This window comes from Halomonas sp. BDJS001 (assembly GCF_026104355.1).
Lineage (GTDB): Bacteria > Pseudomonadota > Gammaproteobacteria > Pseudomonadales > Halomonadaceae > Vreelandella.
In genome coordinates, this window is sequence record NZ_CP110535.1 from 553,321 (window position 1) to 565,711 (window position 12,391).

Below are 12,391 nucleotides of genomic sequence, written 5' to 3' on the forward strand. Positions count from 1 at the left end.
CGCGTGCCATGGTGGCGCGCGGCTGGCGTGACCTAAGGAGATAATAGGATGCGTAAACTGACAGCGGTGGTATGCCTGTTGGGCGCGATGATTTTGCCCGCTCACGCTGCAGAAGTCGCGGTGTTGGACTGGCGAGCAGCATTGATGAATACCCAGTCTGCACAGGCGTCAATGAGTACTCTGGAAGGGCAAATCGGCAATCAGCAGCGGGAAGCGCAAAACCTGGGTAATGAGTTGCAGCAACTCCAGCAGCGTTTGCAGAACGAAGGCGAAACCATGGCCCAGTCTCAGCGTGAGTCGCTAATTAGCGAACTACAAGAGAAGGGTAGCCGTTTTGAGCAGCTTCGCCAGGAAGTCATGCAGGCCCAGCAGCGCTCCGAACAGCAGTTTTTGGAAAGCGCTGAACCGAAGTTGGAGCAAGCCGTCGAACAGGTACTGGAGCGCCACGGTATTGATGTACTGGTTGAGCCCCAGGGCGTACTGCACTCCGGTGTGGATCTGCCCAATGTGACCGACGAAGTCACGCAGATTTTTGATACCTTGAACTAAATTTAAACGATGAATGCTGTGGCCAAGCCACACTAAAGCTTCCCTGGGCTCCCATGACGCACGCTTCTCATCACCTAACCCTCGCAGACATTGCGCGCCAACTGGGCGTTACCGTTAGCGGCAACGCCCAGCAGCCGATACGTGGTTTGGCGACGCTAAAAGAAGCGCAGCCGGATCAAGTCGCTTTCCTGGCCAACCGTGCCTATCTGAAAGATTTGGCGACGACCAAGGCGGCAGCGGTATTGCTGCACCCGGAGCATGGCAAACACTGCCCGGTAGCGCGTTTGGAAATCGATAACCCGTACTTGGGTTATGCCAAGCTATCTCAGCTGTTTGACCCGCTGCCTGCCCGCGACGTCGTCGGTATCCACCCCACGGCGGTAGTGGCAGAGGACGCCCAGATAGGCACCGGTGTCTGCGTTCAAGCGCACGCCGTGATTGAAGCGGGTGCGGTATTGGGCGACCGTGTAGTGATTGGGGCAGGGAGCGTGGTGGGGGCCGACAGCATTATCGGTGAAGCAACGCGGCTGCACGCCAATGTCACTGTCTGCCATGGGGTGGTGGTGGGTAAGCGAGTCATCCTGCAAAGCGGCTGTGTCATCGGTGGTGACGGGTTTGGTTTCGCCCATGACGGTGCTGGATGGCATAAAATTGCCCAGTTGGGGGGCGTGGTGCTAGGCGATGATGTTGAGGTGGGAAGCTGCTCCAGCATTGATCGTGGCGCGCTGGGTGATACGGTGATTGGTAATGACGTCAAAATTGATAGTCAGGTGCAAATCGCCCATAACGTTATCATTGGTGACCACAGCGCCTTAGCGGGTTGTGTCGGTATTGCTGGCTCTACCAAGGTTGGTAAGCACTGTATGCTGGGTGGCGGCGTTGGTTTGTCAGGCCATTTGACGATTTGCGATAGCGTTCAGGTAACAGGAATGAGTTTAGTAACGAACTCAATCCATGAGCCAGGGGTCTACTCCTCCGGAACCGGCGCCATGGCCAATAGCCAGTGGCGTAAGAACGCGGTGCGTTTTAAACAGCTTGATGACATCGCTAAGCGCCTAGCCAGATTGGAAAAAAACAGCGTGATTAATGAGTGCTGATTGAATTTTGCCGGCTGCTGTTTTGAGGCTAGATGGCGGCAGGGTATAATCTCAGCCTTTTAATCAGCGGACGTGCTGGTATTTGCCTGGCTCTCTTTAGGAGTACATCAGGCGTTTTTATTTTAGAGGTCGCTACGATGGTTATGGATATCAATGAAATTCGCGAGTACTTGCCCCACCGCTACCCGTTTTTGCTGGTGGATCGAGTAACGCAACTCACCATCGGTGAATCCATCGTTGCGTACAAGAATGTCAGCATCAATGAGCCGTTCTTCAACGGCCATTTTCCGCATCACCCGATCATGCCTGGCGTGCTGGTGATTGAAGCGCTGGCCCAGGTCTGCGGCATTCTCGGCTTTAAAACGGTCAATAAACTGCCTGCCGATGGCTATGTATATTATCTCGTAGGCAGTGACAAAGTGCGCTTTAAGCGCCCGGTAATGCCGGGTGACAAGCTCACTCTAGAGGCCGATGTGATTAAAGGTAAACGCGGTATTTGGAAATTCGCCTGCCGTGCCACGGTTGACGGTGAGCTGGCCTGCGAAGCGGAAATTATTTGTGCCGAGAGGAAGGTGGCTTGATACATCCTACTGCCCTGGTCGACCCGACGGCGCGCCTTGCCGACGATGTTGAGGTAGGCCCTTTTAGCATTATCGGCCCTAACGTCACCATCGGTGCGGGTTCGGTGATTGGCCCTCATGTGGTGGTTAAAGGCCCCACCACCCTGGGTGAGCGCACGCGTATCTTTCAGTTTGCCTCGGTAGGCGAAGACTGTCAGGACAAAAAATATGCAGGTGAACCCACGCGGTTAGTGATGGGGGACGATAACGTGATTCGCGAAGGCGCCACCCTTCACCGTGGCACCGTTCAGGATCGCAGTGAAACCACCATTGGTTCGCGCAACCTGTTTATGGCCTACGTGCATGTCGGCCATGACTGTGTGATTGGTAACGACTGCATTTTAGCCAATCAGGTCACCCTGGCGGGCCATGTCACCGTCGGCGATCATGCCATTCTGGGTGGCTTGGCGGCAGTGCATCAGTTCTGCCACTTTGGTGATCACGCCATGGCAGGTGGTGGCTCGATCATTACCAAAGACACTCCCGCCTATATCATGATTAATGGCAACCCAGCAGAAGCGCGTGGCCTTAACCTGGTGGGTTTAAAGCGCCGAGGCTTTAGCCGCGATGCGATTAGTGCCTTAACCGCTGCTTATAAAATGGTCTACCGCCAAGGGCTAACCACTGAGCAGGCACTAGTCGAAATGCGTAGCCGTTTTGACCTGCCCGAAATCGAGCATTTTGCCGCCTCTATTGAGCGTTCGACCCGCGGCATCACCCGCTAACCCATGCTGATCTGCCTATGACCCTGCAACGCGTCTATCTCGTGGCCGGAGAGCTATCCGGCGATATTCTTGGCGCTGGTCTGATGCGCGAGCTTAAAGCACACCATCCTGGCGTCGAGTTTCGCGGCATCGGCGGCCCGCGCATGCAGGCAGAGGGCATGGAGAGCCGTTTTCCTTTAGAGACCCTGGCGGTGATGGGGCTGGTTGAGGTGCTAAAGCATCTCCCCGAACTGATCCGGGTACGGCGTACGTTGAAAGCCGAAGCGCTCGCCTGGCAGCCGGATATCATGCTGGGCATTGATGCGCCTGACTTCAATTTAGGTCTGGAGCGCCAACTGCGCGAAGCCGGCATTACCACCGCTCACTACGTGAGTCCTTCCGTATGGGCATGGCGCCAGGGGCGGGTAAAAGGCATCGCTAAATCGGTAAATGGCATGCTAACACTGCTCCCTTTTGAAGCCGCTTTCTATCGCGAACACCGTGTTCCCGTCGCCTTTGTGGGTCACCCCCTGGCTGACGAAATGCCGCTAGAAAATGACCGTGCTGCCACCCGCCAAGCGCTGGAGCTGGCGCCTGATAGCCAAGTGTTGGCGCTGTTGCCCGGCTCCCGAGCCAATGAAATTCGCTTTTTGGGCGATACTTTTCTCAACGCTGCCGAACAGCTCTGCCAGCGCCACCCCGCGCTGAAAGTGGTTATTCCTGCGGCCACCTCTGATCGCCGCCGGGAAATTAGCGCACTGCTTGCCAACTACCCGCTACTGGCGGAGCGGATTACGCTGCTGGATGGCCAGGCCCGTGAGGCGATGGTGGCTAGCGATGTTGTACTGCTGGCCTCGGGTACCGCCGCGCTGGAAGCCATGCTGTGTCACCGCACCATGTTGGTGGCCTATAAAATGGCTCCGGCCACCCACTGGCTGGCTAAACGAATGGTGAAAACCCAGTGGGTCTCGCTGCCCAATTTGATTGCCCAGGAGACGCTGGTGCCTGAGCTGATTCAAGACGCCGCCTCGCCGGAGGCGATTGCCGACCAGCTCAGCGCCATGTTGGCCGACGAGGCAAGTCGATATGCCTTGGAAATACGCTTTGCCGAGATGCACGCTACGCTCCAGCGTAACGCCAGCCGTCGCGCCGCCGAGGCGATTAGCCTGTTGGCCGCGGGTCAGCCACTGGAGAGTGTTGATGGCCATTAAAGATAGGGTGACAGCGCACTGGTTGATCGAGCACAAGGATTTTCCACTATTAGAAATTTCTTACAGCGGCGAGCGGCTGGCGGGGGTCGATGAAGTCGGCCGAGGGCCGCTGATAGGTAGCGTGGTGGCCGCCGCGGTGATTCTTGACCCCGCTCAGCCCATCGACGGTCTTACGGACTCTAAAAAATTGACGGCGCGCAAACGTGAAGCGCTGGATAGTCAGATTCGAGAGCGGGCGTTAGCTTTTGCCGTAGCAGAAGCCAGCGCCGCCGAAGTGGATGCGCTGAATATTTACCATGCCACCCACTTGGCCATGCGCCGCGCCATCGATGCACTGGCACCTGCAGCAGAATATTTACTTGTCGATGGCAATAAATTACCTGGCCATCTGCTGCCTGGGCAGGCCGTGGTAAAGGGCGATTCGCGCCACTGTGCCATTGCCGCGGCGTCGATTTTGGCCAAGGTCGCTCGCGATGCGCAGATGGTCGCCTTGGATGAGTGCTATCCTGAGTATGGTTTTGCGCGCCATAAAGGCTACCCGACCAAAGAGCACCTGACGGCGCTTGCAGCACACGGGCCACTGGCCGAACATCGCCGCAGCTTCGCGCCGGTGCAGCGGCAGTTGGCGCTGCTTTAAGCCTGTTTATTTATTTAGCGAGAGTGTTATGACGGTACCGTTTGTTCATCTGCGTTTGCACAGTGAATACTCCCTGGTCGATGGCTTGGTGAAGCTTAAATCGCTGGTGAGTACCACGGCTGAACGGGCGATGCCAGCGCTGGCCTTGACCGACGAAACCAACCTGTTTGGTCTGGTGAAGTTCTACAAAGCCGCCCAGGGGGCGGGGTTGAAGCCGATTATTGGCAGCGACTTATGGCTCCAGAATCCCCATGACGAGTCCCATCCTTACCGGCTAACGCTGCTGGCGATGAACGATGTTGGCTATCGCAATCTGACCGAGTTGATCTCGAAAGGTTGGACCCATGGCCAGCGCCAGGGGCGCGCCATTCTCGATAAACAGTGGGTACTGGAACAGAGCGAAGGCTTGATTGCACTTTCCGGCGCCCGGGAGGGGGAAATTGGCCGCCACCTGCTGTCTGATCATGAACAGGATGCGCGGGTACTACTCGAAGAGTGGCAGGCGGCATTTCCGGATCGGTTTTATCTGGAGCTAGTTCGCACCGGGCGTGCGCTGGAAGAGGCCTGTGTTCACGCCAGCGTCAAGCTGGCCATTGAGACGGGCACGCCAGTGGTGGCGACCAACGATGTGCGCTTTCTTGAGCGTGACGATTATTGGGCGCACGAAACCCGCGTCGCCATCGGCGAAGGTAAAGCGCTGGACGACCCGCGCCGGGAGCGTCGCTATAGCGAAGAGCAGTATCTAAAAAGCCCCGAGGAGATGGCGGCGCTGTTTGCCGATATTCCCGAAGCGCTGGAAAACAGCGTGATGATTGCCGAGCGCTGCAGTGTGGACGTACGCCTGGGCGAGATTTTCCTGCCCGAGTTCGGCATTCCCGAGGGCATGACCCAGGATGAGTTCTTCCGCAAAGTCTCCCATGACGGCTTAACCGAGCGGTTGGATTTTCTGTTTCCCGCGCAGCGCTACCCCCGCGACAGCGAAGAGTACCAGGCGATCGACCAGCGCTACCGCGACCGGCTGGAGTTCGAACTCAACGTTATTATCCAGATGGGGTTCCCCGGCTACTTCCTGATAGTAATGGACTTTATTCAGTGGGCGAAAGATAACGGTGTACCGGTTGGTCCTGGGCGGGGGTCTGGTGCCGGTTCGCTGGTGGCCTATGCACAGAAGATCACTGACTTAGACCCGATTGGTTACGACCTGCTGTTCGAGCGCTTTTTGAACCCGGAACGTGTCTCGATGCCCGACTTTGACGTCGACTTCTGCATGGAGAAGCGCGACAAGGTGATCGAGTACGTAGCCGAGCGCTACGGGCGCAATGCGGTCTCCCAGATTGTCACCTTCGGCACCATGGCGGCCAAGGCCGTGGTACGCGACGTGGCCCGTGCCCAAGGCCGTCCCTACTCGCTGGGGGATAAGCTCTCCAAGCTGATCCCCTTTGAAGTGGGCATGACCCTGTCTAAAGCGATTGAGCAGGAGCCCGCGCTCAAAGAATTTATTGGCAACGACGACGAAGCCGAAGAGATCTGGGAGATGGCGCTCAAGCTAGAGGGCACCACCCGCGGTACCGGCAAGCACGCCGGGGGGGTGGTTATCGCCCCCACCAAACTGACTGATTTTTCACCGCTGCTCTGCGATGAAGATGGCTCTGGTTTAGTTGTACAGTTCGATAAAAACGACATTGAAGAGGCCGGGCTGGTCAAGTTCGACTTCCTGGGCCTGCGTACGCTGACAATTATCGACTGGGCGCTGGAGATGGTCGACAAGGTGCGCAGCGTTAACGGCCAGGATCCGCTCAACATCGACAGCATCCCGCTGGACGACGCCCCTACCTTCGAGATGCTCAAGCGCGCCGAAACCACGGCGGTGTTCCAGCTTGAGTCCCGCGGCATGAAGGAACTGATCAAGCGCCTACTGCCTGACTCCCTGGACGACATGATTGCCCTGGTGGCGCTGTTCCGCCCCGGCCCACTGCAGTCGGGCATGGTCGACGACTTTATCAACCGTAAGCACGGCCGTGCGGAAGTCTCTTATCCACACCCGGATTACCAGCACGAGCTGTTGAAACCTGTCTTGGCACCCACCTACGGCATCATTCTCTACCAAGAGCAGGTCATGCAGATCGCTCAGGTCATGGCAGGCTACAGCCTCGGCCAAGCCGATATGCTGCGCCGGGCCATGGGTAAGAAAAAGCCTGAAGAGATGGCCAAGCAGCGCGACGGCTTTATGGAAGGGTGCGCCGCCAACGGTATCGATAAAGATCTGGCCGGTAACATCTTTGACCTGGTAGAGAAATTCGCTGGCTACGGCTTTAACAAGTCACACTCGGCCGCCTACGCGCTGGTCTCTTACCAAACCGCGTGGCTGAAAGCCCACTATCCGGGGCCCTTTATGGCCGCGGTAATGTCCACGGAAATGGACAACCTGGATAAAGTGGTGCCACTGATTGAGGAGTGCCGCAATCTCCGCCTCACCGTGACGCCGCCGAATGTCAACGTCGGTGGCTACAAGTTCACTGTCGATACCGATGCCCGGGTGGTCTACGGGCTAGGCGCCATTCGCGGCGTGGGCGAAGGCCCCATTGGCGCCATTGTCGAAGCCCGCGAAGCAGATGGCCCTTTCAAGGATATCTTTGATTTCTGCCGTCGCATTGATCCCAAACGGATGAATAAACGTACGCTGGAAGCGCTGATTCGCTCCGGCGCGCTGGATACCCTAGGCCCCAATCGTGCGGTGCTGTATGCGGCAATGGAAGACGCGCTTAAAGCCGCCGCGCAGAACCATACCAATCAGAACCTGGGCATGCTGGACATGTTTGGTGATGCGTTCGCCGCTGACGATGAAGGCGACGGTGATAGCAACGTTTATGCCGAGTATATCAACGCCCGTGAGTGGACTGATCGCGAGCGGCTCTCGGGAGAGAAAGACACCCTGGGACTCTACCTCACGGGCCACCCGATTGATGAGTACGAGCGTGAGTTAAAGCGCTTTGTGTCGACCCGGATCAGCGATCTGAAACCCTCCCGCGATCCCCAGCGCGTGGCTGGGCTCGTGGTCGGCGTGCGCACCATGAAGTCCAAGCGTGGTGATACCATGGCGTTTATCACCCTGGATGACCGCACCGGACGTATTGAAGCTTCGCTGTTTGGGGAGCTATTCGAGCAGTTGCGCGGTCAGATTGAGGCCGATCAGGTACTCATCGTTGAAGGCGAGGTCTCCAGCGATGAATTCTCTGGCGGCCTGCGCCTACGCGGTAAAGATGTCACGCCTATGGTGACGGCGCGCATTCGCTATGGTCAGGCGGTGGAGCTGGCGCTGGATGCGGGGCAGATCAATGGTCGCTTAATCGAAACCCTGCGCGACAGCCTGACACCCTATCGCGATCAAGAGGGCTTGCCCGTGCGGCTGCAGTACCGCCACCCAGCGGCGGTGGCCTGGCTTGAACTGGATGATGAGTGGAAGGTTGCCCCTAGCGATGATTTGCTGCTGGCGCTGCGGGATGTCCAGGGCCAGACGGGTGTGCAACTCCGTTATCGTTAAAAGAGGGGCGGCGGGCACTCAACTTGCGTGGCTGGGTCAGGGTGCGATAATGCGCTTACTCTTTTATTACTTATCAATGCTTATTTTGATCAGGCTACTTTTTTATAGGCAGCGCCGATGAATCCTAATTATCTCGATTTTGAACAGCCGATTGCCGAACTACAGGCAAAAATTGAGGAGCTGCGGTTAGTCAGCTCCGATAGCCAAGTCAACCTTTCCGACGAGATTTCTCGGCTGGAAGAGAAGAGTCGTAAGCTGACGGAATCGATCTTCAAGGATTTGACTCCCTGGCAGGTTTCTCAGCTTTCCCGGCACCCCCAGCGGCCCTACACGCTGGACTATCTCGAACACATCTTCACCGACTTCGACGAGCTGCACGGCGACCGCAACTTCGCCGATGATGCGGCGCTGGTCGGTGGCATCGCACGCTTGAACGATGCCCCGGTGATGGTGATTGGCCATCAAAAAGGCCGTGATGTAAAAGAGAAAGTGCGCCGTAACTTCGGCATGCCCCGCCCCGAAGGCTACCGCAAAGCGTGCCGTCTGATGGAGATGGCTGAGCGCTTTAAGATGCCGGTGCTGACCTTCATTGACACACCTGGTGCCTATCCCGGCATCGATGCGGAAGAGCGCGGTCAGTCCGAAGCCATCGCCTATAATCTGGCCGTTATGTCGCGACTGAAAACGCCGATTATTTCCACCGTGGTGGGCGAAGGTGGCTCCGGCGGCGCGCTGGCTATTGGCGTCTGCGATGAGCTGCAGATGCTGCAGTACTCTACTTATTCGGTTATTTCACCGGAAGGCTGCGCCTCAATCTTATGGAAAAGCGCTGAAAAAGCCTCTGAAGCGGCCCAAGCCATGGGGATCACCGCCGAACGCTTAAAAGAGCTGGGCTTTGTCGATTCACTGATCAAAGAGCCCCTCGGTGGCTCCCACCGCCACCCGCTGACCACCGCGGAGCGGGTCAAAGAGGCGCTGACTGCCAGCCTGGAACGCCTGCAGGCGATGGACACCGACGCGCTGCTAGAGCGTCGTTACAAACGCTTAATGAGCTATGGCGCCCCAGCCGCTTAATACGCTGCAAGGCCTGCTCAACGACGCCCTGGCGGAAACCCCGCCGGGGCGCTCTGTTTGGGTGGCAATCTCCGGCGGCTTGGACTCCTGCCTGCTGCTCACTTTAGCTGCCCAGGTCTGCGAACAAGCAGGCAGCCACTTGCAAGCCATTCACGTTAACCATGGTCTCCAGGCGGCGGCAAAGACCTTCCAAGCGCACGCTCAAACACTCTGCGAGCGTTTGAGCGTGCCGTTGACGGTGGTCAGTGTGTCGGTAGATGCACAAGGTGAAGGCATCGAAGGTGCCGCCCGCACTGCCCGCTATAAGGCGTTTTCTGCCACCCTTGCCGCGGGCGATACCCTCTGGCTGGCCCAGCACCAGGATGATCAGGCGGAAACCTTTCTGCTTGCCGCTCTGCGCGGCAGCGGACTGCCTGGCCTGGCGAGCATGCCCTTCCGACGCGATGTCCAGGGCATTACCCTGGTGCGGCCATGGCTCAGCGTGCGCCGGGCTGAACTGGAAGCTGCTGCAGAGTTGCTCGATTTGAGCTGGTGCGAAGATCCCACCAATCAGGATGTTCGCTTTGATCGCAACCGCCTGCGTCACCGGCTAATGCCCGTATTACGTGAGCGCTGGCCAACGGCCGATACAGCCCTGGCGAGCAGTGCTGCCCATGTCGGTGAAGCGGATTTGTTGCTGCGCGAATACGCCCAAGAAGAGCTGCACCGCTTACGGCTCGATAGCCCGCACCTTGGTTCATGCATCGACGCGGCGGCACTGGGCGAACGCCCCCGGGCACGCCAGCGGCTGCTGGTACGCACTCTATGCCAGCGCCAAGGCTTGCCGACACCGCCCCAGAAGCGCCTAGAGAGCCTTCTTGAGCAGCTATCAGCCAAAGCGGATGCTGCAGTATGCATCGAGTGGCCGGGCGCTCAGGCGCGCTTGTGGCGCCAGCGGCTCTATCTGCTGGCGCCGCTTGAACCGCTCCCGGCTTGGGAAGTTGACTGGGATGGTCAAACGCCACTGGAAACGCCCATCGGGCCGTTAGGCTGGCAAGTGGTGGTGTTACAACAGCCGTCTCAGGCCCTGAAAGCAGCCTGGCGGCAGGGTGGGGAGGTGATTCAACTGCCCAAACGAGGACGGCGGGATGTAAAGCGGTTACTGCAAGAGGCGGGCATTCCCCCTTGGGAGCGCGAGCGGCTGGTGGTGATTATGCAAGCAGGGGCATGTGTCGGCGTCATACGTCCCCCTGCTAAGCTGTTATGGCAGGCAGAGGGCACTCGCTTTACGCGTCTTAATTTGCCTGCTTGATCACCAGTTTAAAACCGGCAGCTTCCATAAAGGCCTGCTCCTGCTCCAAATCAGTGCTCAGTAGGGTGGGTTCATCATTGGCGGGCAGAGTGATGGTCAGGCTATCGCTGTCGGCGCTTATTTCTGGCAGCGAGGGAGCGGTTTCAGGGCGTGAATGGTTGAGCAGCACGGCTAAACGCAGCAGTCGGGCAAGTTTTTGAGTGGTCGCCTGCTGCGCCTCGGGCAGGGTCTGCCACTCCTTGAGCGGAAATTTGCGCCGGTGGGCGCGCACTAGAAACGCCAGTTGGCGCTGTTCCGGGCGTGAAAAGCCAGCGAGATCGGAATGCTCCAACAGGTAGGCACCGTGGCGATGAAACTGGCTATGCGAGATCGCCAGACCTATTTCATGTACATGGCAGGCCCACTGCAGGTAGCGCCCTTGCTCGGGGCTGAGTGACCAAGCGTGGCGAACCTGGTTAAACAGGCGCGTGGCGGTATCAGCAACGTTCAGCCCTTGGCGGCTATCCACGTCGTAGGTACGCTTCAGCGACTCCAGGCTCTTGGAGCGTGAATCCTCTGCCGTGTTGCGTCCGGCCATGTCGTAGAGGACGCCTTCGCGCAGCGCGCCATCCGCATAGCGCATCTGGGTTAAATCAAAGGCCTCAAAAATCGCTCCAAGAATGGCAATACCTGCCGGGAAGACTTTGGCGCGGTCGGCTTTAAGTCCATCCAGCACGACTTTATCCAGCTGTTTACACTTCAGCAGCCGTTCGCGCAGCTTTTGCAAACCGTCGCGGGTGATCACGCCCTCATGGGGAGTGTCGCCGTAGGCATGCAGTACGCTGGCGGCAGCCTTAATGGTGCCGCTGGAGCCGACCGGGTCGTCCCATCCCAGGCGTTGGTAGGGGCGCTGAATATTAGCCAGCTCGGAAAGTGCGGCGAGTTCGGCGCGGCGCATGCGTTTTTCATTTAATTCGCCGTCGGGGAAGAAGCGCCGGGAAAAGGTCACGCAGCCCATGCGTAGGCTTTCCAGCGCTTTGGGCTCAAAGGCTTCGCCAATGATAAATTCGGTTGAACCGCCGCCAATATCGACGATTAATCGGCGGCCATTTTCGGCCAGCGCGTGGGCAGCACCCAAATAGATCAGGCGCGCCTCTTCACGGCCGGCAATAATTTCGATGGCGTGACCTAGTTGGGTCTCGGCGCGCTCGATAAATGCCTGGCTATTATCGGCATCGCGCAGGGCGTTAGTGCCGACAATACGCAAATTGGCGTTGGTAATATCGCTTAAAAACGGCGCAAACCGCCCCAGGCAGTCCAGCGCGCGCTGCATCGCCTCTTCGCTGAGCAGGCCGTCATCGTCCAAGCCAGCAGCGAGCTGTACCTTTTCACCCAAGCGGGCCACCACCTGGAGGCGCTCGTGCTGGTAGTTAGCCACCAGTAGGTGAAAGCTGTTGGAGCCCAGATCTATAGCGGCGAAGCGCTGCGGCGCACCGCTGTCTACCTCAGCTGCAGAGGGGGCAATGGGGAGCGTAATGTCCTTGGGCATGAGCTTTCCTTCGTGTTGGCTGTGCCAAGGTTGCGGCGACCTTTATCTATTGTCAATTGCCAGACGCCTAAAGGCTTGCGTTTGTCGCGGCGCTTGACTACCATCGACCTACTGGCTTGATCTGACCTGGTTAGTTAGT

The 12,391-nt window shown here is 58.0% G+C and carries 10 protein-coding genes; 9 read left to right on the plus strand and 1 reads right to left on the minus strand.

Going from position 1 to position 12,391, the window contains the following annotated elements:
- The first annotated feature begins 48 nt into the window (after positions 1–48).
- The 9 genes from OM794_RS02725 (at position 49) to tilS (ending at position 10,724) form a co-directional block, all read left to right on the plus strand.
- Positions 49–549: an OmpH family outer membrane protein gene (locus OM794_RS02725; RefSeq protein WP_226250113.1), complete on the plus strand. Its 501-nt coding sequence runs from the start codon at positions 49–51 to the stop codon at positions 547–549.
- Positions 550–602: 53 nt separating this feature from the next.
- Positions 603–1,646 (plus strand): UDP-3-O-(3-hydroxymyristoyl)glucosamine N-acyltransferase, encoded by a 1,044-nt coding sequence (gene lpxD / locus OM794_RS02730; protein ID WP_265154243.1) that lies wholly within the window; start codon positions 603–605, stop codon positions 1,644–1,646.
- Positions 1,647–1,783: 137 nt separating this feature from the next.
- Positions 1,784–2,227, plus strand: a complete 444-nt coding sequence (gene fabZ, locus OM794_RS02735) for a 3-hydroxyacyl-ACP dehydratase FabZ (RefSeq protein ID WP_088698819.1) — start codon at positions 1,784–1,786, stop codon at positions 2,225–2,227.
- A complete protein-coding gene (lpxA, locus tag OM794_RS02740; RefSeq protein WP_226250115.1) occupies positions 2,224–2,991 on the plus strand; it encodes an acyl-ACP--UDP-N-acetylglucosamine O-acyltransferase in 768 nt (255 codons plus the stop codon). Before fabZ ends, lpxA begins: the two co-directional genes overlap by 4 nt.
- A gap of 17 nt (positions 2,992–3,008) precedes the next feature.
- Entirely contained in the window at positions 3,009–4,181 is a 1,173-nt protein-coding gene (gene lpxB / locus OM794_RS02745) for a lipid-A-disaccharide synthase (RefSeq protein ID WP_226250116.1), read from the plus strand.
- Complete coding sequence (gene rnhB, locus OM794_RS02750) at positions 4,171–4,818, plus strand: ribonuclease HII (RefSeq protein ID WP_226250117.1); 648 nt, start codon at positions 4,171–4,173, stop codon at positions 4,816–4,818. Before lpxB ends, rnhB begins: the two co-directional genes overlap by 11 nt.
- Positions 4,819–4,846: 28 nt before the next feature.
- Positions 4,847–8,359, plus strand: coding sequence for a DNA polymerase III subunit alpha (dnaE, locus tag OM794_RS02755; RefSeq protein WP_226250118.1), 3,513 nt, complete (start codon positions 4,847–4,849; stop codon positions 8,357–8,359).
- 117 nt (positions 8,360–8,476) lie between these two features.
- Positions 8,477–9,433: an acetyl-CoA carboxylase carboxyl transferase subunit alpha gene (gene accA, locus OM794_RS02760; RefSeq protein WP_088698815.1), complete on the plus strand. Its 957-nt coding sequence runs from the start codon at positions 8,477–8,479 to the stop codon at positions 9,431–9,433.
- Positions 9,414–10,724, plus strand: coding sequence for a tRNA lysidine(34) synthetase TilS (tilS, locus tag OM794_RS02765; RefSeq protein WP_226250119.1), 1,311 nt, complete (start codon positions 9,414–9,416; stop codon positions 10,722–10,724). Before accA ends, tilS begins: the two co-directional genes overlap by 20 nt.
- On the opposite strand, the gene ppx is transcribed toward tilS, so the two are convergent.
- Positions 10,708–12,252 carry an exopolyphosphatase gene (gene ppx / locus OM794_RS02770; protein ID WP_226250120.1) on the minus strand — a complete coding sequence of 515 codons (1,545 nt, stop codon included), beginning with the start codon at positions 12,250–12,252 and terminating at the stop codon, positions 10,708–10,710. The two genes, tilS and ppx, sit on opposite strands and share 17 nt — an antisense overlap.
- Positions 12,253–12,391: the final 139 nt, after the last annotated feature.

Excerpts from the sequence above, each read along its gene's own strand:
- OM794_RS02725 (WP_226250113.1), top strand. The coding sequence starts at position 49 with ATGCGTAAACTGACAGCGGTGGTATGCCTGTTGGGCGCGATGATTTTG.
- lpxD (WP_265154243.1), top strand. The coding sequence starts at position 603 with ATGACGCACGCTTCTCATCACCTAACCCTCGCAGACATTGCGCGCCAA.
- fabZ (WP_088698819.1), top strand. The coding sequence starts at position 1,784 with ATGGTTATGGATATCAATGAAATTCGCGAGTACTTGCCCCACCGCTAC.
- lpxB (WP_226250116.1), top strand. The coding sequence starts at position 3,009 with ATGACCCTGCAACGCGTCTATCTCGTGGCCGGAGAGCTATCCGGCGAT.
- rnhB (WP_226250117.1), top strand. The coding sequence starts at position 4,171 with ATGGCCATTAAAGATAGGGTGACAGCGCACTGGTTGATCGAGCACAAG.
- dnaE (WP_226250118.1), top strand. The coding sequence starts at position 4,847 with ATGACGGTACCGTTTGTTCATCTGCGTTTGCACAGTGAATACTCCCTG.
- accA (WP_088698815.1), top strand. The coding sequence starts at position 8,477 with ATGAATCCTAATTATCTCGATTTTGAACAGCCGATTGCCGAACTACAG.
- tilS (WP_226250119.1), top strand. The coding sequence starts at position 9,414 with ATGGCGCCCCAGCCGCTTAATACGCTGCAAGGCCTGCTCAACGACGCC.
- ppx (WP_226250120.1), bottom strand. The coding sequence starts at position 12,252 with ATGCCCAAGGACATTACGCTCCCCATTGCCCCCTCTGCAGCTGAGGTA.